This window comes from Pantoea graminicola (assembly GCF_048452665.1).
In the GTDB taxonomy this organism is placed as follows: Bacteria; Pseudomonadota; Gammaproteobacteria; order Enterobacterales; family Enterobacteriaceae; genus Pantoea.
Map to the genome: position 1 here is coordinate 60,860 of NZ_JBLWSJ010000008.1, position 23,625 is coordinate 84,484.

18 protein-coding genes are annotated in these 23,625 nt (G+C 57.0%); 5 read left to right on the top strand and 13 right to left on the bottom strand.

What is annotated here, in order from left to right; all coding sequences use genetic code 11:
• Positions 1-11: 11 nt before the first annotated feature.
• From rfbB to trxA, 7 genes are all read right to left on the bottom strand, one after another.
• Positions 12-1,082 carry a dTDP-glucose 4,6-dehydratase gene (rfbB, locus tag ACNY69_RS17335; RefSeq protein WP_367395972.1) on the bottom strand — a complete coding sequence of 357 codons (1,071 nt, stop codon included), beginning with the start codon at positions 1,080-1,082 and terminating at the stop codon, positions 12-14.
• Entirely contained in the window at positions 1,079-2,338 is a 1,260-nt protein-coding gene (wecC, locus tag ACNY69_RS17340) for a UDP-N-acetyl-D-mannosamine dehydrogenase (protein ID WP_111139456.1), read from the bottom strand. Before wecC ends, rfbB begins: the two co-directional genes overlap by 4 nt.
• Positions 2,335-3,465 (bottom strand): non-hydrolyzing UDP-N-acetylglucosamine 2-epimerase, encoded by a 1,131-nt coding sequence (gene wecB / locus ACNY69_RS17345; RefSeq protein WP_111139463.1) that lies wholly within the window; start codon positions 3,463-3,465, stop codon positions 2,335-2,337. Before wecB ends, wecC begins: the two co-directional genes overlap by 4 nt.
• Before the next feature lie 10 nt (positions 3,466-3,475).
• Positions 3,476-4,525, bottom strand: coding sequence for an ECA polysaccharide chain length modulation protein (wzzE, locus tag ACNY69_RS17350; RefSeq protein ID WP_418799330.1), 1,050 nt, complete (start codon positions 4,523-4,525; stop codon positions 3,476-3,478).
• A gap of 29 nt (positions 4,526-4,554) precedes the next feature.
• Complete coding sequence (wecA, locus tag ACNY69_RS17355; RefSeq protein WP_111139455.1) at positions 4,555-5,634, bottom strand: UDP-N-acetylglucosamine--undecaprenyl-phosphate N-acetylglucosaminephosphotransferase; 1,080 nt, start codon at positions 5,632-5,634, stop codon at positions 4,555-4,557.
• Between the two features lie 280 nt (positions 5,635-5,914).
• On the bottom strand, positions 5,915-7,174 hold the full coding sequence (gene rho, locus ACNY69_RS17360) for a transcription termination factor Rho (protein WP_003851960.1): 1,260 nt from the start codon (positions 7,172-7,174) through the stop codon (positions 5,915-5,917).
• A gap of 352 nt (positions 7,175-7,526) precedes the next feature.
• Positions 7,527-7,859: a thioredoxin TrxA gene (trxA, locus tag ACNY69_RS17365; protein WP_003851963.1), complete on the bottom strand. Its 333-nt coding sequence runs from the start codon at positions 7,857-7,859 to the stop codon at positions 7,527-7,529.
• Between the two features lie 117 nt (positions 7,860-7,976).
• Here trxA and rhlB point away from each other — a divergent pair, with 117 nt between their 5' ends.
• Positions 7,977-9,269 carry an ATP-dependent RNA helicase RhlB gene (gene rhlB, locus ACNY69_RS17370; protein WP_293770634.1) on the top strand — a complete coding sequence of 431 codons (1,293 nt, stop codon included), beginning with the start codon at positions 7,977-7,979 and terminating at the stop codon, positions 9,267-9,269.
• Positions 9,270-9,275: 6 nt separating this feature from the next.
• Positions 9,276-10,760 carry an exopolyphosphatase gene (ppx, locus tag ACNY69_RS17375; protein WP_418799332.1) on the top strand — a complete coding sequence of 495 codons (1,485 nt, stop codon included), beginning with the start codon at positions 9,276-9,278 and terminating at the stop codon, positions 10,758-10,760.
• A gap of 47 nt (positions 10,761-10,807) precedes the next feature.
• Here the strand turns inward: ppx and rep are convergent, their stop codons facing one another.
• On the bottom strand, positions 10,808-12,829 hold the full coding sequence (gene rep, locus ACNY69_RS17380; RefSeq protein WP_418799334.1) for a DNA helicase Rep: 2,022 nt from the start codon (positions 12,827-12,829) through the stop codon (positions 10,808-10,810).
• A gap of 75 nt (positions 12,830-12,904) precedes the next feature.
• Here rep and ppiC point away from each other — a divergent pair, with 75 nt between their 5' ends.
• Positions 12,905-13,186, top strand: a complete 282-nt coding sequence (ppiC, locus tag ACNY69_RS17385) for a peptidylprolyl isomerase PpiC (protein ID WP_111139451.1) — start codon at positions 12,905-12,907, stop codon at positions 13,184-13,186.
• Here the strand turns inward: ppiC and ACNY69_RS17390 are convergent, their stop codons facing one another.
• Entirely contained in the window at positions 13,187-15,247 is a 2,061-nt protein-coding gene (locus ACNY69_RS17390; protein ID WP_418799336.1) for an AsmA family protein, read from the bottom strand. It lies immediately after the preceding gene.
• 63 nt (positions 15,248-15,310) lie between these two features.
• Positions 15,311-16,084 (bottom strand): cyclic-guanylate-specific phosphodiesterase, encoded by a 774-nt coding sequence (pdeH, locus tag ACNY69_RS17395; protein ID WP_418799338.1) that lies wholly within the window; start codon positions 16,082-16,084, stop codon positions 15,311-15,313.
• A 281-nt stretch (positions 16,085-16,365) separates the two neighbouring features.
• On the opposite strand from pdeH, the gene kdgK reads away from it, so the two are divergent.
• The gene (gene kdgK, locus ACNY69_RS17400; RefSeq protein WP_418799340.1) at positions 16,366-17,298 is read left to right on the top strand and encodes a 2-dehydro-3-deoxygluconokinase; all 933 of its coding nucleotides are present in this window, start codon (positions 16,366-16,368) and stop codon (positions 17,296-17,298) included.
• Positions 17,299-17,421: 123 nt separating this feature from the next.
• Here kdgK and msbA read toward each other — a convergent pair whose 3' ends face one another.
• Positions 17,422-19,182: a lipid A ABC transporter ATP-binding protein/permease MsbA gene (gene msbA / locus ACNY69_RS17405; RefSeq protein WP_111139447.1), complete on the bottom strand. Its 1,761-nt coding sequence runs from the start codon at positions 19,180-19,182 to the stop codon at positions 17,422-17,424.
• Between the two features lie 488 nt (positions 19,183-19,670).
• On the opposite strand from msbA, the gene ACNY69_RS17410 reads away from it, so the two are divergent.
• On the top strand, positions 19,671-20,543 hold the full coding sequence (locus ACNY69_RS17410) for an alpha/beta hydrolase (RefSeq protein ID WP_418799342.1): 873 nt from the start codon (positions 19,671-19,673) through the stop codon (positions 20,541-20,543).
• A 2-nt stretch (positions 20,544-20,545) separates the two neighbouring features.
• Here ACNY69_RS17410 and ACNY69_RS17415 read toward each other — a convergent pair whose 3' ends face one another.
• Positions 20,546-22,039 (bottom strand): M16 family metallopeptidase, encoded by a 1,494-nt coding sequence (locus ACNY69_RS17415; RefSeq protein ID WP_111139445.1) that lies wholly within the window; start codon positions 22,037-22,039, stop codon positions 20,546-20,548.
• Between the two features lie 245 nt (positions 22,040-22,284).
• Positions 22,285-23,574 carry a dicarboxylate/amino acid:cation symporter gene (locus tag ACNY69_RS17420; RefSeq protein WP_128086317.1) on the bottom strand — a complete coding sequence of 430 codons (1,290 nt, stop codon included), beginning with the start codon at positions 23,572-23,574 and terminating at the stop codon, positions 22,285-22,287.
• Between the last annotated feature and the right edge of the window lie 51 nt (positions 23,575-23,625).

Genomic DNA, 23,625 nt, shown 5'->3' on the forward strand with positions numbered 1-23,625 from the left:
CTTACGCAGGGTTATTGCGATAAGCCGAGGCGTTCGCCCTGATAGCGACCATCCAGAATGGCCTGCCACCAGGCAGGATTGGCCAGATACCATGCCACCGTTTTCCGCAGGCCACTTTCAAAGGTTTCCTGCGGCACCCAACCCAGTTCCTGCGCAATTTTACTGGCATCAATGGCATAGCGCTGATCGTGACCGGGGCGGTCCGTGACATAGGTAATCAGGTCGCGATAATGTGCCAGCCCGGCAGGTTTCTGCTCTGATGCCAGCTCCTCAAGCAGAGTACAGATAGTTTCGACCACCTCAATATTACGGCGCTCGTTATGACCGCCAATATTATAGGTTTCACCCGCTCGGCCATGGCTGACCACCTGATAAAGCGCGCGGGCATGATCTTCAACGTAAAGCCAGTCACGAATCTGCTGACCGTTGCCATATACCGGTAAGGCTCTGCCAGCCAGCGCGTTGATGATGGTCAGCGGGATTAACTTTTCCGGAAAGTGGCATGGGCCATAATTGTTTGAACAGTTGGTGACCAGCGTGGGTAGCCCGTAGGTGCGCAGCCAGGCACGCACCAGATGGTCGCTGCTGGCTTTACTGGCCGCATAGGGGCTACTTGGCGCATAAGGGGTTGTCTCTGTGAAGTAAGCATTGCTGTCATGCAGATCGCCAAAGACTTCATCGGTTGAGATATGGTGGAAAAGGAAAGCGGATTTGCGCGCATCCTGCAGCTTTTGCCAGTAAAAGCGCGCTGATTCCAGCAGCTGATAGGTACCGACAATATTGGTCTCGATAAAAGCCGCGGGTCCGTCAATTGAACGATCCACATGACTTTCAGCGGCGAGATGCATCACACAATCGGGCTGATAGCGGGCAAAAACCTGATCGATCGCCGGGCGATCACAGATGTCGATCCGTTCAAAATGCAGACGTGACGAGTCGGCAACACTGGCGAGGGAGGCCAGATTGCCGGCATAGCTGAGTTTATCGACGACGACGACCTGATGTTCGGTTTCTGCGATCAAAAAGCGCACCAGCGCCGAACCGATAAAACCGGCACCGCCGGTGATCAGAAAGCACTTCATCGCCAGACACCTTTGGTGTCGACAATCCAGTTCTGCTGCACGCTGGCGGCGTCGATGGCGCGGAAGGCGCGATGGTCGACCAGCATCACCAGAATATCGGCCTGCGCCAGCGCCTGCTCAGCCGACACCAGTTCCGCATGACCGGCGAGTGCGTCTGTCAGCTGCGCAATGTGGGGTTCAACCACCCAGGTTGTGCCACTGTGCCACTCGGCGATGTTCTGCGCCACGCCAATAGCCGGGCTTTCGCGCAGGTCGTCAATATTGGGTTTAAAGGCCAGGCCAAAACAGGCGATGGTGATATCGCTGGCGCGCTTGCCGGTCTGCGTCAGGCAGTCTGCCAGCGCCGTTTTTACCTGGTCCAGCACCCACTGCGGCTTGGCGTCATTGACCTCACGCGCGGTGCGGATCAGACGGGCCAGTTCAGGATTCTGCGCCACGATAAACCAGGGATCGACCGCGATACAGTGGCCGCCGACGCCCGGCCCCGGCTGCAGAATGTTAACGCGCGGATGGCGATTCGCCAGCGCAATCAGCTCCCAGACGTTAATGCCCTGATCGGCGCAAATCAGCGATAGCTCATTGGCAAAGGCGATATTCACGTCACGGAAGCTGTTTTCAGTCAGTTTGCACATCTCGGCGGTGCGGGCGTTGGTCTCCACGCATTCGCCTTTTAAAAACAGCCGGTAGAGTTCGCTGGCACGGGCGGAACAGGCGGGCGTCATGCCGCCGATAACCCGGTCGTTGTTAATCAGCTCAACCATAACCTGACCCGGCAGCACCCGCTCCGGGCAGTAGGCAACAAATACGTCAGGCGCTTCGCCCTGTTGAGGAAAGCACAGATCGGGCCGTGCCGCAGCCAGCCAGTCGGCCATCTGTTCGGTACTGCCAACCGGCGACGTCGATTCCAGAATCACCAGATCGCCTTTTTTCAGTACCGGCGCAATCGACTCTGCCGCCGCTTTCACAAAGCGCAGGTCGGGCTGATATCCATCTTTAAAGGGTGTCGGTACGGCAATCAGAAAGGCGTCGGCGGCTTCCGGCTGAGTGGTGGCACGCAGATCGCCGCGTGTGACGGCGGCATGGACGACCTGATCCAGATCGGGCTCCACGATGTGGATCGCGCCACGGTTGATGGTTTCTACGGCACGGGCGTTGATATCCACCCCCACCACTTTTTTTCCCTTTGAAGCAAAAACGGCTGCCGTCGGCAGCCCAATGTATCCCAGTCCAATCACGGAGATGGTTTCAAAACTCATAATTCGGCTCGGTTATCTTTTAAGGCTTGTAAAATACGACCACAGGCTTTGCCATCGCCATAGGGATTATGAGCGTGGCTCATCGCCTGCCAGGCCTCGTCGTCGCGCAGTAATTCACCGACACTCGCCACGATTCTGGCGATATCGGTTCCCACCAGTCTGACCGTCCCCGCGTCGACCGCTTCGGGGCGTTCGGTGGTATCACGCATCACCAGGACCGGTTTACCCAGCGAAGGCGCCTCCTCCTGGATACCGCCGGAGTCAGTGAGGATCAGCCAGGCACGGTTCATCAGCCAGACAAACGGCAGATACTCCTGGGGTTCGATCAGGATGATATTCTCAATGCCGCTGAGGATGCGGTTCACCGGCTCGCTGACATTGGGATTGAGATGCACCGGATAGACGATCTGCGCCTGCGGATGCTGACGGGCGATCTGCGCCAGCGCGCTGCAGATACGTTCAAAACCGCCGCCAAAACTTTCACGCCGATGGCCCGTGACCAGCACCAGTTTCTTAGCGGGATCGAGGAACGGATAGCGCGCTGCCAGCTCCGCATTCAGGCTGGTGTCATCCAGCACCCGATCGCGCACCCACAGCAGCGCATCAATGACCGTGTTGCCGGTCACGATAATTCGCGCATCCGGCAGATTCTCCTGCAGCAGATTCTGACGCGATCGGGCAGTAGGCGTGAAGTGCAGACGGGCAAGATGGCCGGTGAGTTTGCGGTTCCCCTCTTCCGGCCACGGCGACGCGAGATCGCCGGTGCGCAGCCCCGCCTCCACATGGCCGACAGGGATCTGCTGATAAAAAGCCGCCAGGCTCGCCGCCAGCGTGGTGGTGGTATCACCATGTACCAGCACGATGTCCGGCTTAAAGTCGAGCAGGACGGTTTTCATCCCCTCCAGAATACGGCAGGTGATCTCGGTCAGTCCCTGCTCGGGACGCATGATATTGAGGTCGTAGTCCGGCTGCAGCCTGAACAGGCGCAGCACCTGGTCAAGCATTTCGCGATGCTGCGCCGTGACGCAGAGCCGCGACTCAAACGCAGGATCCTGCGCCAGCGCCTGAACCAGCGGGGCCATTTTAATGGCTTCCGGACGAGTACCAAATACGGTCAGAACTTTCACACTGTTTCTCTCAATCATGCGTGTCTGACATCAGACGCGGACGACGTGCCAGCGCCACACCGGCGCCTGTTAATGCGCCAACCGCACCCCACAGAATCATCATGAACAGACGTCGCGGGCTGTCACGGGAAACCGGCTCTTCCGGCGTACGCAGATAACGATAGGTCTGGAACTGGCTGTTCAGTTTTGGCCCGGCCTGCAGCGTTGCCAGCATTGCCCTGTTTTGATCATAGCTGATATCAAACGCCGGGCCGGTCGCGCGCAGGGTATCCAGTTGCCCCTGTAAAACCGGCTGCCCCAGCAGGAAGAGATCGCTGTCCGCCAGGTTTTCACCCGCTTCGCGCGTCTGTTTCTGACTGATGCCCTGCTGGCTGGCGATCTTCAGCGCCTGCTCAAGCCGATGCTGCTGGCGCTGGAAGACGGCATTCGCCACATCTTCCTGACGTTTTACCTGCGCCTGCAGCTGATTCGTGCGTGCCTGCCAGGCCCCTTTCAGCTCATCGTTCAGGTGACGCGCGGCGCGCTCACTGGCGTAGGCGATGTACTGACGCAGCAGATTATTGGCGTCGCCCGCAGTTTCGGCTTTAAGTCTGACGTTGTCGGGCAGATTATGCGCCGCGTCGGCGGGGGTGAAGAGAATATTGCCGATCATATCGTCGAGCAGGGCGGCATCGTTGTGCGCATTGCCCGTTTTCCGGCTTTTGTAGTAGTCGGTCTGCTGCCAGAACTCACGACGCGTATCCCAGGAGGCGAGCTGCATCGTGAACTCCTGATAGACCTCATCCATCACGGTCGGTGACGGTGCCGCCAGGGTCAAGGCGTTGTTGCGCGCATCCAGGTTGGTCAGGAACTGCTGTTGCGCATAGTACGATCCCAGCATGTTGACCGTGGGTCGATCGGTGATCGCCGTGGTGCTCCAGACCTGTTTCATCAGCAGCGTGGCGAGCCAGGCGACCAGCGCAAACAGCAGCGCCAGCCCGACAATCCAGCGCTTACCGCGCCATAAACGGCAGCCAAAGCTGCGTATATCCAGTTCGTTGTCCACAACGTCAGAAGGCATGCCAGCGTTATCCTTTATCAGCATCGGGTTCATTTATTTTTGGCTTCGCGGTAATGGCTCAGACGACGCTTGATGCGCCGCACACGTCGCGCCACACGCCACGCATGTTTCAGGCAGTAGCCGTAAACCATAAAAGCGCCCAGGAACAGCAGCAGCATTACCCATTCCGGGATGAACGCCAGATATTCACCCAGCACACCGATACCGGCCAGGATCGCCGCTGCCACGGTAATCAGTACAAAGGCCTGACGCGAGCTGAAACCGGCTCGCATAATCAGATGGTGGATGTGCTGGCGGTCAGCCGAAAACGGACTCATGCCTTTACGCAGGCGACGATACATAATCGCCACCATGTCCATCAGGGGAATGGCAATCAGCCACAGCGCGGTCACAGGGGTAATGGGATGGCTCAGACCCTGGGTGGTTTCCAGCAGAATCCAGATAATGGTGAAACCGATCATGGTGCTGCCGGCATCGCCCATAAAGACCTTGAAGCGGCGTCCCAGGAAGCCGAGATTCAGCAGGATATAGGGCAGCGTGGCGGCGATCATCGCAAAACACCACATCGCGAGGCTGGTCTGGCCGTCGAAGTAGAGGATGATCCCCATCGCGGCAAATGTCACCGACGAGAGTCCGCCCAGCAGACCGTCAATGCCGTCTACCATGTTAAAGGCGTTAATTGCGGCCCAGACGGCAAACAGCGTCAGCACATAGCCGAAGGGCCCGACGATCAGCTCGATTGGCCCAACGATAAATCCCAGGCTGAGCAGGTAGAGCTTGGCACCAAACATCATCACCAGCGCGACAATGGCCTGCACGACCGCACGGATTTTAACGCTGATGTCGAAACGGTCATCCAGCGCCCCGACCAGCACCAGCACACCGGCACAGCCCAGATAGAGCAGCGCGTGGGGCAGATAGTAGTTGGTAATGGCGAACGTGAAGCAGATACCTGCGAACACAGAAATGCCGCCGACCAACGGAATCGCGCCATGGTGGCGTTTACGTGAGTTAGGCTTATCCACTAAACCAATTTTTTTAGCTGCTTTTCGAGCAAAAAAGAGGAAAGCCAAAGAAAAGAGAAAAATTAATCCAAGCTCAGTACTCATAGTGAGTAAATTCACGTTAAACGCTCTCAGCTAACATCCCGCACAACAATACGCGAAAAAGCTCGCCTGTCGCTGTGTCGGATTCCGAATTCTGCGTAAAGAGACAGACGAACGATTAAACCTTCGCCATCGCTACCACAGTCATTATAAATGCTCCTGCCAGTGTTCAATCCTATAGCTCATAAATGAAAAACGCCACGTTGAGACGTGGCGTCAGGTCGATTTTCTGCGCATCCGGACTAAAAAAGCCGAATCAAAGGTTCGGCCTGGCAGTTTCGGATTAAGAACGCTTCATCATGTCGAAGAATTCATCGTTGGTTTTGGTCATCGCCAGCTTGTTGATGAGGAACTCCATCGCGTCGATTTCGCCCATCGGGTGAATAATCTTGCGCAGGATCCACATCTTCTGCAGCTCTTCCTGAGAAGTCAGCAGCTCTTCTTTACGGGTACCGGAACGGTTGTAATCGATCGCCGGGAAGACACGTTTTTCAGCAATTTTACGCGCAAGGTGCAGTTCCATGTTACCTGTACCTTTAAACTCTTCGTAAATCACTTCATCCATCTTCGAACCGGTATCAACCAGCGCCGTTGCAATGATGGTCAGGCTGCCGCCCTCTTCCACGTTACGTGCCGCACCAAAGAAGCGCTTTGGACGATGCAGGGCGTTGGCATCCACACCACCTGTCAGAACTTTACCTGAAGCCGGTACGACGGTGTTGTAGGCGCGCGCCAGACGGGTAATGGAGTCAAGCAGGATGATAACGTCTTTCTTGTGCTCAACCAGACGCTTGGCCTTCTCGATCACCATTTCAGCAACCTGAACGTGGCGTGATGCAGGCTCATCAAAGGTCGAGGCGATGACTTCGCCTTTAACCAGACGCTGCATCTCGGTCACTTCTTCCGGACGTTCGTCAATCAGCAGCACCATCAGCACGCAGTCCGGGTAGTTGTACGCCAGGCTCTGCGCAATGTTCTGCAGCAGCATGGTTTTACCGGCTTTCGGCGGTGCCACGATCAGACCGCGCTGACCACGACCGATTGGCGAAGCCAGATCCAGTACGCGGGCGGTTAAATCTTCCGTTGAGCCATTACCCCGCTCCATACGCAGACGCTTGTTGGCGTGCAGCGGTGTGAGGTTTTCGAACAGAATCTTATTACGCGCATTCTCCGGCTTGTCATAGTTAACTTCGTTAACTTTCAGCAGTGCAAAATAACGCTCACCTTCTTTCGGTGGACGGATTTTGCCAGAGATGGTGTCACCAGTGCGGAGGTTGAAGCGGCGGATTTGGCTGGGGGAAACGTAGATATCATCAGGGCCGGCGAGGTAGGAGCTGTCTCCTGAACGGAGGAATCCAAATCCATCCTGAAGGATCTCCAGCACGCCATCACCGAAGATGTCTTCGCCGCTTTTCGCGTGCTGCTTCAGGATTGAAAAGATAATGTCCTGCTTGCGCATGCGAGCCTGATTTTCCAGCCCCATATTTTCGCCGAGAGTAATCAGCTCAGCAACCGGCGTATTCTTTAATTCGGTAAGATTCATAGTGATGGGTTCTTAAACTCGGGGTAATACTCGGAATGTTTGTCGTGAATGGTATGGCAATTAATCCATGCCGTTAATGGCTCTTTTCGGCGCTTCCCGACGATCATCGTATGAAATGGCGATCGGTATGCAGAAAGATGTCCGAATGTGATGCCAGAGTTGGAGCTAACCGTAAGATTGCTGAACCGTTCTCTCTTTAAAAGGTACAGTGCGACAGGGTTCAACAAGGGAAAACTTTTAGATGCTAACTACAGGGTAAGTGCGTAATGCAGTATGGGTAAATTAGCACGCCTGAAAGCGAACGTCCAGCAGCAGGAGATAAATTCACCACTGCCAGACGTTCAGCCCTGAATTACGCCAGATTAGCGTTCAGGAACTCTTTCAGCTGGCCTTTAGACAGCGCGCCCACTTTGGTCGCGGCGACTTCGCCATTTTTGAACAGCAGCAGCGTCGGGATACCACGAATGCCATACTTCGGTGCCGTGCCTGGGTTATCGTCAATATTCAGCTTAGCGATGGTCAGCTTGCCATCATACTCTTCTGCAACTTCATCAAGGATTGGCGCGATCATTTTGCAAGGACCACACCATTCAGCCCAGAAATCTACCAGTGTAACGCCGTCGGCTTTCAGCACGTCGGTGTCGAAACTGTCATCGGTCAGATGAACGATTTTATCGCTGCTCATGTTTTACTCCACAAGATTATGCCTGGCGAATTGGCGTAATATATACCAATGTAGGTTGACTTTATTTCATCGGATACGCTTTCGTAAAGCGATAGTAAGCTGATATTCTACCACACTATGAGCAAAACACACTTAACTGAACAGAAGTTTTCCGACTTCGCCCTGCACCCGAAAGTGGTGGAAGCCCTTGATAGTAAAGGCTTTCAGTACTGCACGCCGATTCAGGCGTTAGCTCTGCCTTTTACGCTTTCAGGGCGTGATGTCGCAGGCCAGGCGCAAACCGGTACCGGCAAAACGATGGCGTTTCTGACGTCAACGTTTCATCATCTTCTTTCTCATCCTGCGGCTGAAGGCCGGCAGGTAAACCAGCCACGGGCATTAATTCTTGCGCCGACGCGTGAACTTGCTGTGCAGATTCATGCGGATGCCGAACCCCTCACCGCCTCAACCGGCCTGAAACTGGGTCTCGCCTATGGCGGAGACGGTTACGACAAACAGCTGAAAGTGCTGGAACAGGGCGTTGATATTCTGGTCGCCACCACCGGTCGCCTGATCGATTATGCGAAGCAGAATCACGTCAATCTCAGCGCCATTCAGGTCATGGTGCTGGATGAAGCCGACCGCATGTTCGATCTCGGCTTTATCAAAGATATCCGCTGGCTGTTCCGTCGCATGCCGCCGGCCACTCAGCGTCTGAGCATGCTCTTCTCAGCTACGCTCTCTTATCGCGTCCGTGAGCTGGCATTCGAGCACATGAACAGTGCGGAATATGTGGAAGTGGAACCGGAGCAAAAAACCGGTCATCGCATTCAGGAAGAGCTTTTCTATCCGTCTAACGAAGAGAAAATGCGCCTGCTGCAGACGCTGCTCGAAGAAGAGTGGCCCGACCGTGCCATTGTTTTTGCTAACACCAAACACCGCTGTGAAGATATCTGGGGCCATCTGGCCGCCGATGGACATCGTGTTGGCCTGCTGACCGGCGACGTGGCTCAGAAGAAGCGTCTGCGCATTCTGGATGACTTCACCAAAGGTGATGTGGATATTCTGGTTGCCACCGACGTGGCTGCCCGTGGTCTGCACATTCCGGCGGTGACGCACGTCTTTAACTACGACCTGCCTGACGACTGTGAAGATTACGTTCACCGCATTGGCCGTACGGGTCGTGCCGGTGCCAGCGGACACTCAATTAGCCTGGCCTGTGAAGAGTACGCGCTGAATCTGCCGTCGATCGAAGAGTATATCGGTCACAGTATTCCGGTCAGCAAGTACAGCAGCGAAGCGCTGTTAACCGATTTACCGCCGCCTAAACGTCTGCAACGCAGCCGTTCCGGTAATGGCCCGCGTCGCGGGGGCAACAACGGCAATCGTCGCGGTGCACCACGCAACAACAACCGTAAACGTTCAGGTTAGGCCATCATGCTAAGCGCGTCGTCACTCTATGCAGCGATTGATTTAGGATCTAACAGCTTTCATATGTTGGTGGTGCGCGAGGTCTCTGGCAGTATCCAGACCGTTGCGAAAATTAAGCGCAAGGTTCGCCTTGCAGCCGGACTGGATAAAAATAACCTGTTGTCAGCCGAGGCGATGTCGCGCGGCTGGCAGTGCCTGAGACTCTTCTCTGAACAACTGCAGGATATTCCCCTCGATCAGATTCGCGTGGTGGCGACCGCCACGCTGCGTCTGGCGGCCAACGCGCAGACGTTCCTCGACACGGCTCAGCAGATCCTCGGCTGCCCCATCAACGTCATCAGCGGTGAGGAAGAGGCGCGCCTGATTTATCAGGGTGTGGCCCACACCACTGGCGGTTCCGATCAGCGTTTAGTGGTCGACATCGGCGGCGGCAGCACCGAGCTGGCGACCGGCGACGGCTCCCATGCTTCGGTGCTGTTCAGTCTGCCGATGGGCTGCGTCACCTGGCTGGAACGCTTCTTCAGCGACCGCCATCTGGCAAAAGAGAACTTTGATCAGGCAGAGCGCGCCGCACGGGCGATGATCCAGCCCATTGCCGCCCAATTGCGTGAGCAGGGCTGGCAGGCGTGCGTCGGTGCCTCCGGCACGGTTCAGGCGCTGCAGGAGATCATGGTCGCTCAGGGCATGGATGAGCGCATCACGCTGAATAAACTTCAGCAGCTGAAACAGCGCGCCATTCAGTGCGGCAAACTGGAAGAGCTGGAAATCGAAGGGCTGACGCTGGAGCGGGCACTGGTGTTCCCCAGCGGTCTGTCGATTCTGATCGCCATCTTCCAGGAGCTGAGTATCGACAGCATGACGCTGGCGGGCGGCGCCCTGCGCGAAGGGCTGGTCTACGGCATGCTGCATCTGCCCATCGATCGCGATATTCGCACCCGCACCCTGCACAACGTCCAGCGCCGTTTCAGCATTGATGTTGAACAGGCCGATCGCGTGCGTCAGCTGGCAGAGAGCTTTTTCCGCCAGGTTTCCACGCCGTGGAAGCTGGATCAACGCTGTCGTGAGCTGCTGATCAGCGCCTGCACGATCCACGAAATCGGCCTGAGCGTCGATTTCCGCCATGCACCACAGCATGCGGCCTACCTGGTGCGTCATCTCGACCTGCCCGGCTTCACCCCGGCGCAGAAGAAGCTGCTGGCCTGTTTACTGCAGAATCAGAGCGGCAGCATCGATCTGGCGCTGCTGACCCAGCAGAACGCCCTGCCGCCGCGCCTGGCGGAACGGATGTGCCGTCTGCTGCGGCTGGCGATCATCTTCTCCACGCGTCGTCGCGATGACACCCTGCCTGCGGTCCGGCTTCAGGCGGACGATGATGCCCTGCATCTGACCCTGCCTGCGGGCTGGCTGGAGGCGCATCCGCTGCGCAGTGAACTGCTTGAGCAGGAAAGCCATTATCAGTCTTATGTCCACTGGCTGTTAACGCTGTCGTAAGTCCGGCCCGGTGAGGCGAATGTCTATCGCCTCCCCGTTTTCCCGCCTTACCCCTTCTTCGCCTTATCCAGCATTGCTCTCAGCCCGGCGACCCGGCTCTGACCGGTTTTCATCCGCTCCTCGGCACTGACCACCTTGCGCTCGGTCTCCCACTGCAGATCGTCCTGCGGCAGCTCCAGCAGAAAACGGCTCGGTTCAGGCCGGACCAGCTCGCCATACTGCCGGCGTTCGCGGCACAGGGTAAAGGTCAGCTCTTTCTGCGCCCGGGTGATGCCCACGTAAGCCAGACGGCGCTCCTCTTCGATGTTGTTCTCATCGATGCTGCTCTGATGCGGCAGCAGCCCCTCTTCCATCCCGACGAGGAACACATAGGGGAACTCCAGCCCTTTTGAGGCGTGCAGCGTCATCAGCTGCACCTGATCCAGCTCCTCATCGCTTTCGCCGCGCTCCATCATGTCGCGCAGGGTAAAGCGGGTGACGACCTGCGCCAGCGTCATCGGCTCGTCGATATCGCTGCCCTCCAGCATTTCGGTCATCCACTGAAACAGCGTATTGACGTTCTTCATCCGCATCTCGGCGGCTTTCGGACTGCCGGAGGTTTCGAACAGCCAGCTCTCGTAGTCGATGCCGCGGATCAGATCGCGGACGGCATTGACCGGTTCGCGTTCGGCCAGCTGGATAATCTCATTCAGCCAGTGGGTAAACCGCTGCAGGTGCTCCAGACCGCGCCCGGTAAGCGTCTGCCCCAGCCCGACATCAAAGCTGGCGTTAAACAGGCTTTTACTGCGCAGGCTGGCCCACTCACCGAGCTTCTGCAGCGTGGCCGGGCCAATCTCGCGGCGCGGCGTGTTCACGATGCGCAGAAACGCGCTGTCATCCTCGGGATTGGTCAGCACGCGCAGATAGGCGAGCAGATCTTTGATCTCCGGTCGTGAGAAGAACGAGGTACCGCCCGAGATGCGATAGGGGATGCGGTTCTGCATCAGGAACTTTTCAAAGGTTCGCGACTGATGATTGCCCCGGTAAAGGATCGCGTAATCTTTATACTGCGTCCGGTTGATAAAGTGGTGCGCGATCAGTTCGCCGGTCACCCGTTCGGCTTCGTGCTCCTCGCTGTTGGCGGTCAGCACCTTGAGTTCGCTGCCCTGCCCCAGCTCCGAAAAGAGACGCTTTTCAAAGACGTGCGGATTATTGGCGATCAGGATGTTTGCCGCTTTCAGAATGCGCTGCGATGAGCGGTAGTTCTGCTCCAGCTTCACCACCTCCAGCGCCGGGAAATCCTGACTCAGCAGCACCAGATTCTGCGGCCGTGCGCCGCGCCAGGAGTAGATCGACTGGTCATCGTCGCCCACCACCGTGAAGCGGGCCCGCGCGCCGACCAGCAGCTTTACCAGCTCATACTGGCTGGTGTTGGTATCCTGATACTCATCCACCAGCAGGTAACGGATACGCTGCTGCCAGCGTTCACGCACCTCCGGATTACGCTGCAGCAGCAGCGTTGGCAGCAGAATCAGGTCGTCAAAGTCCAGCACGTTGCACGATTTGAGATGCTGGCTGTAGAGGGCGTAACAGTGGGCAAAGATATGATCCTGCTGCGATCGCGCCTGCGCGGTGGCGGTTGGCGGATCGACCAGATCGTTCTTCCAGTTTGAGATGGTGGAGATCAGCTGCTGTAACAGCGTCTTATCCTCTTCCAGCCACTCTTTCGTCAGCTCTTTCAGCAGCGCGAGCTGATCCTGATCGTCGAACAGCGAGAAGTTGGACTTCATGCCCAGCGCCGCCGTTTCGCGCTTGATGATCTCAAGACCCAGCGTATGGAACGTCGAGATCAGCAGGCCGCGCGCCTCTTTGCGGCCCAGGGTCTGCGCCACACGCTCTTTCATTTCGCGCGACGCCTTGTTGGTAAAGGTCACCGCCGCGATATGGCGCGCCTGATAGCCGCACTCACGAATCAGATGGGCAATTTTATTGGTAATCACGCGGGTTTTACCTGACCCCGCGCCCGCCAGCACCAGACAGGGACCGGTAACAAATTCGACGGCACGTTGTTGGCTGGGGTTTAAACGCATAGAAGAAATCGCCTGATTGAATCAAAAGAAAGGGGTTTATACTGGGCGGCAATTATACACAACCGAGATAACAACATGGCGAAAACCGCGGCGGCTTTACACATCCTGGTCAAAGAGGAAGCGCTGGCAAAAGAGATTCTGGCGAAACTGGCGAAAGGCGGCAATTTCCAGCAGCTGGCAAAGAAACACTCAACCTGCCCTTCCGGCCGCAAAGGGGGCGATCTGGGGGAGTTCCGTCAGGGACAGATGGTTCCGGCCTTTGATAAAGCGGTCTTTACCTGCCCGCTGCTGACGCCTTACGGGCCGGTAAAAACCAGCTTTGGTTACCACATTATCAAAGTGCTCTACCGCAACTGATCACTTCTTCTGCTTCATCTGCTGCAGTACGGTGCTGCACTGGTTATCTTCGTTGTCGCTGGGGGAGATCAGTGCCAGCAGCGCGGCGGCCGGACCGACCACTGCGCCCAGCGCCACGGCTGCGGCACCGCGCGCCAGCAGCGGCCCCGTTTTAACGCCCGCGTCAGGATTTTTAAACGTGCCGCGCACATAGAGCGGCGAACGCAGCGTCACGATACGGATGCCTTTACTCTCGGGATTGACCGAGAGATCCAGCCGCTCACTGGCAAAGTTCGCGTTGCCTGACACGTTGATGATCGCGTTCTCGGTATCGAACACAAACAGGCTGGGCGTCGCCAGACCGTTCTGCAGCCGGATATCTGTGGCGGCGCAGTTGATACGCACCTGATCATCGCCAAACAGTTTGCCCACCAGATAGTTACCGACGTTCAGGCCGGCGATCTCCATCAGGCTGCGGCTGATCAGGCCATCGTTCATCAGCAGCTTAAGCTGGCCGTTGCTGGTCGCCAGCAGGTCGGCTACCGAGTTCCCTGTGCCGGTGAAGCTGGCGTCGCCATTAAGCTGGCCGAGGCTGTTCTGCATCGCCTGCACATCCGGGAACATCTGACGCAGGCGCAGCTTACGCGCATGCAGATCCACGCGCCCGCGCATCGGTGAGCGACTGCCCTCAAGACGGATAGTGCTGTTCAGGTTGCCGCCTGCCACGCCAAAGCGCAGCGGATCCAGCAGCAGGTCACCGTTTTTCATCTGCAGATGGGTATAGAGATCGCTTAACGGCAGCGAATTGCTGTGTTCGATACGTTTGCCGCTGAACTTCACGTCGGCATCCATCACGTCCCAGCTTTTAGTCTCAAACTTATCGTGCGGCAGTACGCGGTCGGCAGGCTGATTCGATTTCTCACCGCGCCGGGCCTTTGCCTGCGCCGTTTTCTCGCTGCCTTTGCCAGAGTCCACACCAATCAACGGCCCCAGATCGGCTATCCGCAGCTGCTCAGAGGTCAGCTCGCCACTGAGGGTCGGGCGGGGTTTGACCTGACTGTAGACCAGCGAACCGTGAATATCGCTGTCACCAATGTGGCCGTTGAATTTTTCATAACGGTAGACCGCGCCCTTTTTGCCGTTGAATTTTGCGATCAGATGACCATCGGTTTCATACGGCGGGGTGTCCGGCAACAGCACGCCGGTCAGACCGTACAGGTTCGCCAGCGTATCGCCAGAGAAACGCAGCCGCACGTTCAGGCCGCCGAGGTTCATCGGATCCTGCAGGCCACCGGTCACCTGAACGCGGGTGGTGCCATTGCGGACATCGGCCTGAATCGGGAACGGGGTGTTCTGGCTGCGCAGCGACAGCATGCCGCCGATCTTCCCTTCGCCACTGAGCTTCTCGTTGTTGTAGCTGCCACTGGCCTTCCAGCCAAAGACGAAGTCGCCCGCGCCTTTTTGCTGATCATCGCCGCCGGCAATCTGCGCGTAAGGCACCGGTTTACCCAGCGGATTGATCTGAACGGTGACGTCCGCGCGGTTAACTGCATCGCGATAGCGAATCTGCCCCTGGTCAAACAGAATGTTATCCAGGCGGAATGACCAGGCGGAGGGCGGTTTCGCCTTCTCATCGCTGTCACTGCTGGCGAGGTCGAACGTCCAGTTGTTCTTCTTATCGGCCGTCTGGATCAGCCGGGCATCAGGCCGCTGCAGTTTAATCCAGGGGATAAACAGCTCTTTGTGCAGCAACGACAGCGGGGCCAGCGTCGCATCGGCCCGCTGCAGATGCACCATGGTCACGTCAGGAATGCCGGGCGGGTTGCCCAGCATGATATCTTCCGCATGCAGCTGCGGCCACGGCACCCAGCGCCGCCAGCCTGACTCGTCACGATGACGCACCCAGTCGACACCCAGATCTCCGCGAATCGCAAAGGGCCGGTTTAACTCGGTCGAGACTTTCTGATTGATAGTGGGTTTCAGGCGGTTCCAGTCAAAGGTGGCGATGATGACGATGATCACCACAATCAACAGCACCAGAATTCCCACGACCCAGCTGACTATTTTCCCGGTACGCGACATTACGCTTTCTCCTTGCACATTCACGGTCTGGGTTAAAGATAGTCGAGACCACGGCTAACGGCATCAGGGAAGCTGGAGAGTAAGGTAATTCAGTTCGGGAAATGGAACCGGCCGCGAAAAGTAGTAGCCCTGCGCCGCAATCGCTGACGAGGCTTTAACCTGCTGCCACTGCGCTTCAGTTTCGACACCCTCCACGATGACACCATTGCAGTAGCGATTGATCAGCGCCAGCAGCATCGGATACATGCCCCGCCCTTCATCACTGCTGTCCAGCAGCATAAACAGGTCGCGCGATAACTTAATGTAATCATACTGCAGCTCCGTCAGCGCCGAAAAATTGGCCATCCCCGAGCCAAAATCATCCAGCCACAGCGGGCCCAGCTCCGTAATCTTCGCCACTTTTTCCGGCTGCGGCAGCGCCTGATGCTCGGTCAGCTCAAAGCGCAGCCAGGGCAGGCGGGCGATCAGGCGGCGAATCGCGGGTCGGTGCTGAATGGCGAGCAGAGAAGGCCCGTCGATGTTGACCGAGGCCATCACCGCATGGCGCTCAAAAAAGGATGACCACTGCGTGAGCAGATCCAGCTGCTCATGCACCACGTTCAGGCGCTGCGCGACATCGAGCCCGGCAAACCAGGCTTCGGGAGAGAGCGGCTGGTCCGGCGCGGCGGGATGAGCCACGGCGGTCAGCAGCTCAATGGCGAGCAACCTGCCGCTTACCCGGTAGATAGGCTGAAAGCGATAGTGCCGCTGACATTGTTGCCAGAAGAGCGGGCTTCCGGGGCAGTGATTGAGGTCAGTTGAAGACGGCAGCCTCTGAAGAATACTCTCCATTACCATTTTTTTTCCTGGTGGGTAACTGGTCCCCAAAACGGGTGACGCTGCCGCGATTATCGGGGTTGCCTGTGATAATGCGATGAACAGCCCGGCCACATTAAACCGGGAGTTTATCAGCCATTTCGTTAAGATAATCGGCAAAACAGGCCGGAATTAGCCGCGCTTATCTGCCAGATCGGCACTATTCAGCACCTTAAGCTAAATTAAAACGCTGTTTTAAAAACGTTGACGTCTGCCATACCAGACGCGAGACTAGCGTGATATTTCACTGGGGGTTCCGAGCCATGACGCAAAAGAAAATCGCCATCATCGGCGAATGCATGATTGAGTTGTCTGAAAAGGGTGAGAACATTAAACGCGGTTTCGGCGGCGATACGCTTAACACCGCCGTCTATCTCGCCCGCCAGGTTGATACGCAGCAGCTGCGGGTCGATTATGTTACCGCACTGGGAACCGATTCGTTCAGCGACCAGATGATCGCCGCCTGGCAGCAGGAGCAGATCAACACCGACCTGATCCAGCGTCTCAGCAACAAAATGCCGGGACTCTATGTCATTGAAACGGATGCCGACGGTGAACGCACATTCTGGTACTGGCGCAGCGATGCGGCAGCGCGTTACTGGCTCGACAGCCCGCAGTCGGCGGCGATCGCCGAACAGCTTACCCACTACGATTACCTCTATCTCAGCGGCATCAGCCTGGCGATTCTGCCGTCAGCGAGTCGTGACCGGCTGATGGCGCTGCTGGCGCGCTGCCGGGCAAACGGCGGTCAGGTGATTTTCGATAACAACTACCGCCCGCGGCTCTGGACCGATCGGACCCACGCGCAGGCCGCCTATCGCGCAATGCTCAGTCACACCGATATCGCCTTCCTGACGCTGGATGATGAACATCTGCTGTGGGGCGAACAGCCGCTGGATGAGGTTATCGCCCGGACGCGCCAGGCGGGTGTCCGCGAGATCGTGATTAAGCGGGGCGCAGACGCCTGCCTGGTGGCGCTTGATGATGCGCCGCTGATCGAAGTTCCTGCGCTCCGCCTGGCGAAGGAGAAGGTAATCGACACCACCGCAGCCGGTGATTCGTTCAGCGCCGGTTATCTGGCGCGCCGTCTGACCGGTGCCGCCGCAGACGCCGCCGCACAGCGCGGACACCAGCTTGCCAGCACCGTAATTCAGCATCGCGGGGCGATTATCCCGGCGGAGGCGATGCCTGACTGACAGGCGGGCAGCCAGCGTTGTTGCACGAGGCTGGGACAGCCGCTATGCCAGAAAGATGCGCCTCCGGGCGCATTTTCGGGCTGACTGACGGGCTGTCAGAATCGGTTAAGGCACAGAGAGGTTTTACGCACAGCGCGGCTGACTGAACTGCATCTGATAGAGCCGCGCATACGCGCCGTTCTTCTGCAGTAGCTGCTGATGCGAGCCACGCTCAACGATCTCGCCCTCTTCAACCAGCAGGATCTCGTCGGCCTTTTCGATGGTGGAAAGCCGGTGAGCGATAATCAGCGTGGTCCGGTTCTGCTGCAGCGTCTCCAGTGCTGACTGGATCGCGCGTTCAGATTCGGTATCCAGAGCGGAGGTCGCCTCATCGAGGATCAGAATCGGACTGTCGCGCAGCAGCGCACGGGCAATGGCAATACGCTGACGCTGCCCACCCGACAGCAGGACACCATTTTCCCCGATCACGGTATCCAGTCCGTTCTCCATTTTATTGATGAACTCAAGAGCATGTGCCATCTGCGCCGCTTTCTCAATCGCCTCACGGCTGAAGACGTCCGTGCGGGCGTAGGCGATATTGTTGGCGACGGTGTCATTAAACAGGTGAACATGCTGAGAGACCAGCGCCACCTGCTCACGCAGTGAAGCCAGAGTGTACTCACGCAGATCGTGGCCATCCAGTAGAATCGCGCCGCTGTCGATGTCGTAAAACCGCGTCAGCAGGCTGGCAAGCGTGGATTTACCCGAACCGGATCGCCCCACCAGCGCCACGGTTTTACCGGCAGGCAGCGTCAGATTAATATGCCGCAGCGCCGCTCTTTCCGCGCCTGGGTAGGTAAAGGTGACATCCCTGAATTCAATCGAGCCGCTGGCGCGTTTAACGACCCGGCGGCCCTCATCTTTCTCCTGTTCAGTATCCAGAATGGTGAACAGGGTCTGACAGGCGGCCATGCCACGCTGAAACTGAGCGTTAACGTTGGTCAGCGACTTTAACGGCCGCATCAGCATCAGCATGGCGGAAAAGACTGCGCTGATGGTGCCCGCCGTCAGCGTAGCCATCACCGACGGAAAACTGGCTGCATAGAGCACAAAGGCGAGCGCCGACGAGGCGAGCAGCTGAATAATGGGATCGGAGAGCGAAGTCGCTGACACCATCTTCATTCCCTGACGACGCATGGTGTTGCTGACCTGTTCGAAGCGGGCGGTTTCAGCCTGCTGACCGCCAAACATCAGCACCTCTTTATGCCCTTTCAGCATCTGCTCGGCATGGGTGGTCACCTGCCCCATCGTGTTCTGCATGTTTTTGCTGATGCGACGAAAACGCCTGGAGACGATGCGGATCGCCAGCGACACGACAGGTGCCAGCACCAGCAGGATCAGTGAAAGCTGCCAGCTATAGTAGAACATCATCACAAACAGGCCGATGATTGAAGCGCCTTCACGCACCACCGTCACCAGCGAGCTGGACGATGAAGAGGCAACCTGTTCGCAATCGTAGCTGATGCGGGAAAGCAGCGTACCGGTCGACTGCTGATCAAAAAAGGAGACCGGCATTCCCATCATATGGCTGAAGAGGCGGCGACGCAGCGTCATCACCACTTTGCCCGACACCCAGGCAATACAGTAACTGGAAATATAACCGCTGACACCGCGGATCAGGATAAGCCCGATAATCACCAGCGGCATCCAGAGCAGAACGGTGTGGTTATTTTTGCCAATCACGTCGTCCAGCAGCGTCTTCAGTAAAGTCAGCATAAACGGATCGATGGCGGCGTTGATAATCAGGGCAACACCCGCGACCAGCAGTCCGGCTTTGAAAGGAGAAATCGTCGGCCACAGGCGACAAAAGGTTTGTCGGGTAGAGAGATCGCTATCAGACATGATATGTATCTTACCGTTGTGAATGAACGGACGATCTTATGTTAAACCGTATCAACCAACAGGAAACTGCACGGGGGGTAAATGAGGCCAATCAGTCCCAAATGAGACTGGTACGTTAGCCTCTGCAGCGTGATCCAGATGACGCTGCTGCCGGAATCATAACCTCGCCTTCATCGCTGGCAGTGTGATATCTGGTTAATTTCGGCTAATAAAGCAACCTCTGCCAGCCATTTAGATTAGGCAGAAAAATTGTGATTTAAATCGGCTTCTGTGCGCACAACTGCTTAAACCCCTCTTATAATTTATCCATTAATATTAATCAGTTAACCGAATAAATCCGCCACCAGGCATAGTCCGAATCTGGTCCGTTTCGCCCTTTTCGGATGGACGACTGCCTGAAAAAAGACCATCTTTTAATCAAAAGACAGCAGGACGCTGTTCTCTCCGGCCGCGAACAACAATTAAAAGACTCTCCGCATCAGGATCTATTTATGCACACAGAAATCATTAATATCTGGCCACACGGTGATGCACCTGGCGCCAGCGATTCACGCGCACAGCCGCAGATTTTCGATATGGCAAAAGAGTATGAACCTTACGATCGCGCGGCCACTGGCGTGCGCTGCCCCGAGATCGCACTCTGGCATCCGGTCGAATCCAATGGTATCACCCTGCTGGTCGCACCGGGCGGGGGCTATCAGCGGGTAATGATCGATCGTGAAGGCAGCGCCCTGGCAACCTTCTTTACTTCGATGGGTTACACCCTGGCGGTCATGACCTATCGCCTGCCCTACGATGGTCATCATGAAGGCCCGGATGCGCCGCTGGCGGATGCGCAGCGCGCCGTGCGCGTCCTGCGTGAACGGGCGCAGCGCGGTCTTAATGGCAAATATATCGTTATGATGGGCTTTTCAGCGGGCGGGCATGTAGCCGCCAGTCTGGGTACGCGCTTTGCGGAGAAACTCTATCCGGTACAGGATGGGGCAGAAAACTTCTCGCCGCGCCCGGATGCCATGATCCTGGTCTATCCGGTGATCAGTATGCGTGACGGCATCGCGCATGAAGGTGCGCGAACCCGTCTGCTGGGTGCGTGGCCCGATCAGAAGACGATTGAAGCCTACTCACTGGAAACCCGCGTTCATCCACTGGTGCCGCCGACGCTGCTTATTCACGCTGCCGACGATGAAGCCGTGTCGGTGAACCACAGCATGGCGTTTTTTGGCGCACTGCGTGAACACAAGGTGCCGGCAGAGGTGCATTTTTATCAGAAAGGCGGACACGGCTTCGGAATCCGTGGCGTGGCCGATTTGCCCCTCGCCAGCTGGCCAATGTTAGTGACCGAGTGGCTCAGGGCTAAGACCTGACGTTACGCGGCAGGCGGAACGTCTTTGACGTTACTATCCGGCGAACTGGCTTCATTGCCGGTCGCCGGTGCTGCTGACGGCGCCATCACTTTATCCCAGCTGTTCTGCAGGCTCTTCACGTTAGTTTCCGCTTCGCCTTCCGGCTGGATCAGCACCATCATCAGTTCCTGCGTCAGCTGCTGGCGCAGCTCCTGGTTTAACTGCTCGCGGGTCAGGCCGGCCAGGAACGTCTGACGCAGCTTCTGATACTGCTCAGGGGCGATATCGACCACGGCGTTCTGCTGGGAACGCAGGCGCTGGCTCATCAGCACATCGGTGTCGGTGCGGGCGTAGGTGGTAAACAGCTTGTTCAGCTCCAGCAGCTTCTGCGCCATCAGCGCATCAAACTCCTCCTGCGGTAAGCCCTTATCGCGCACGTTTGCCAGCTCACGCGCCACCAGACTCATATTCTGCGCCAGACTCTCGTTGCGACCATCCATGTTGATAGAGCACTGCGCACGCTGATACAGCACGCGACAGTCGAAGCCTACCTGAATGCCCTGGGCCTTGCTGTCACTGAGAGCACGCTGGACGTGCCAGAACAGGGCTTCACGGGCCAGATCGCCCTGCCAGTAACGCTGCAGATTCTGGGAGTCGCGGATCGGCTGCCACGGCGTATCCCATACCAGCGAGAGGCGATCCTGCGTCATGTTGCCGCTGACCAGATTCACTGGCTCGTGCGGCAGCGGCGACAGGGTGGGCAGAGGCGCAGGCGTTTCACGTTTGCCGGTTAATGGCGAGAAGGTTTTATTGATCTGCTCAGAGAGGCTACGGCTGTCAACATTGCCAACCACATAGAGCGTCATCGCATCCGGGGTGTACCACTGATGATAAAATTCGTTGAGCTGCGTTAAATCCACCGGCGCACGCGGTTGTGCGGCGGGATCGTGGGCCAGCAGCGCAGAGCCTTTCAGGCGATAACGCCACCAGACATCCTGCGGATCTTTCGGCCAGGTGACGACCGGATCGGAGGCGCTGAGCGCGGTGTTAACGACGGCATCAGTGATAGCCATATTGCCCGCCGTGGCCGCCAGCCAGTTGAGGGCCTCTTTCAGCAGTTCGGGACGGTTGTTGGGCAGGCTCAGGTTATATTGCGTGTAATCATAGGAGGCGATCGCGGGTGGCAGCGGATGCTGAGGATCCATCGCCTGTTGCCATAGCGCGCGCTGCTGCTGCGTATCGAGCGCGGTGTTGTGCACCATCGCCAGACGCGGCAGCAGATGGCTGAAGCCGGTCTGTTGCGCACTTTCCACCAGCGACCCGGTGTTCACCACCAGCCGCAGTTCGATGCGATCGCTGGGGCGTTGCGGTGTGGCCAGTAACTGCCAGTTAAATCCATTATCCAGCTTGCCTTCCTGCCAGGCCGGATCCGGTTGCAGCGTTTCTGCCTGGAGACCATAGCTGGTCGCAGCCAGCATTAATCCACCAACCAAAAGCCGAATTCTGGTGCCCTGCATGTGAACCCCTACTCAAATAATTCAAATATTGTTATCACTGGCGCGTAGTGCCGCTGTTATTAACGAATCGGCGGGCGCCGAATCGCGCTGTTATCCAATAACAATGTGTTTGACCACAGGAAATTCAGGATGTCGCGCAGCGAAGTGAAAAACGTCAAAAAAACAAGTGGGGTTCATTATGCAAATGCCCGCTGTCAGGGCAAGCGACAGCGGGCATTTGTGGAGATTTAAATGAAATTCAATGATTAAATTGAAGATTCAGACGCTTTATTCTCCTTATTCCGCCCTGCCAGGGTGTCGTCGAGCTGTTTGTGGTCCAGCTGATCGACCCACTTCGCCACTACCACTGTCGCCACACCGTTACCGATCAGGTTCGTCAGGGCACGCGCTTCCGACATAAAGCGGTCAATCCCCAGGATCAGCGCCAGACCCGCCACCGGCAGATGGCCTACCGCCGAGAGCGTCGCCGCCAGCACGATAAAGCCGCTTCCGGTCACCCCGGCTGCCCCTTTGGAGGAGAGCAGCAGCACCACCAGCAGCGTAATCTGATGGAAGATGTCCATGTGCGCGTTGGTGGCCTGCGCGATAAACACTGCGGCCATGGTCAGGTAGATTGAGGTGCCATCCAGGTTAAAAGAGTAACCCGTAGGAATAACCAGCCCCACCACCGACTTCTTACAGCCCAGCCTTTCCATCTTATCCAGCATGCGCGGCAGCGCAGACTCCGACGAGGAGGTGCCCAGCACGATCAGCAGCTCTTCTTTGATATAGGCGATGAACTTAAAGATGCTGAAGCCGGCGAACAGGCGGGCAATCAGCCCCAGCACAATCACGACAAACAGCACACAGGTGATATAGAAGCAGATAATCAGCTGACCGAGCTGCACCAGCGATCCCACGCCATATTTGCCGATGGTAAAGGCCATCGCACCGAATGCCCCTATCGGTGCCAGACGCATGATCATGTTGATGATGCCGAAAATCACCTTAGAGAAGCTTTCGATCACGTTGAAAATCAGCGTGCCGGTGTTACCCAGACGATGCAGGGCAAAACCAAACAGAATGGCGAACAGCAATACCTGCAGAATGTTGCCGCTGGCAAAGGCACCAATCACGCTGTTAGGGATCACATCCAGCAGGAAAGCGACGATGCCCTGCTGCTCGGCCTGCTGCGCGTAAACCGCCACGGCTTTGGCATCCAGCGTGGCCGGATCGACGTTCATCCCGGCACCCGGCTGCACCACGTTAACCACAATCAGGCCGATAATCAGCGCAATGGTACTGACGATTTCAAAATAGAGCAGCGCAACCGCGCCGGTCCGGCCAACCGCTTTCATGCTTTCCATGCCCGCGATGCCGGTCACCACGGTACAGAAAATAACCGGGGCGATAATCATCTTGATTAATTTAACAAAGCCATCTCCCAGAGGCTTCATCTGGGTCCCTAACTCCGGGTAAAAATGGCCTAACAAAACGCCGATGCCAATCGCCATCAGCACCTGGAAATAAAGGCTTTTAAAAAGTGAGGTTTTCATAAACAGGTGTCCACTAACGCCATGAGGTGATGTTGTCGGATTTGTTATTGT

Coding starts and splice junctions, on each gene's coding strand:
- rfbB (WP_367395972.1), bottom strand. CDS start 1,082: ATGAAGTGCTTTCTGATCACCGGCGGTGCCGGTTTTATCGGTTCGGCG.
- wecC (WP_111139456.1), bottom strand. CDS start 2,338: ATGAGTTTTGAAACCATCTCCGTGATTGGACTGGGATACATTGGGCTG.
- wzzE (WP_418799330.1), bottom strand. CDS start 4,525: ATGCCTTCTGACGTTGTGGACAACGAACTGGATATACGCAGCTTTGGC.
- wecA (WP_111139455.1), bottom strand. CDS start 5,634: ATGAGTACTGAGCTTGGATTAATTTTTCTCTTTTCTTTGGCTTTCCTC.
- rho (WP_003851960.1), bottom strand. CDS start 7,174: ATGAATCTTACCGAATTAAAGAATACGCCGGTTGCTGAGCTGATTACT.
- trxA (WP_003851963.1), bottom strand. CDS start 7,859: ATGAGCAGCGATAAAATCGTTCATCTGACCGATGACAGTTTCGACACC.
- rhlB (WP_293770634.1), top strand. CDS start 7,977: ATGAGCAAAACACACTTAACTGAACAGAAGTTTTCCGACTTCGCCCTG.
- ppx (WP_418799332.1), top strand. CDS start 9,276: ATGCTAAGCGCGTCGTCACTCTATGCAGCGATTGATTTAGGATCTAAC.
- rep (WP_418799334.1), bottom strand. CDS start 12,829: ATGCGTTTAAACCCCAGCCAACAACGTGCCGTCGAATTTGTTACCGGT.
- ppiC (WP_111139451.1), top strand. CDS start 12,905: ATGGCGAAAACCGCGGCGGCTTTACACATCCTGGTCAAAGAGGAAGCG.
- ACNY69_RS17390 (WP_418799336.1), bottom strand. CDS start 15,247: ATGTCGCGTACCGGGAAAATAGTCAGCTGGGTCGTGGGAATTCTGGTG.
- pdeH (WP_418799338.1), bottom strand. CDS start 16,084: ATGGTAATGGAGAGTATTCTTCAGAGGCTGCCGTCTTCAACTGACCTC.
- kdgK (WP_418799340.1), top strand. CDS start 16,366: ATGACGCAAAAGAAAATCGCCATCATCGGCGAATGCATGATTGAGTTG.
- ACNY69_RS17410 (WP_418799342.1), top strand. CDS start 19,671: ATGCACACAGAAATCATTAATATCTGGCCACACGGTGATGCACCTGGC.
- ACNY69_RS17415 (WP_111139445.1), bottom strand. CDS start 22,039: ATGCAGGGCACCAGAATTCGGCTTTTGGTTGGTGGATTAATGCTGGCT.
- ACNY69_RS17420 (WP_128086317.1), bottom strand. CDS start 23,574: ATGAAAACCTCACTTTTTAAAAGCCTTTATTTCCAGGTGCTGATGGCG.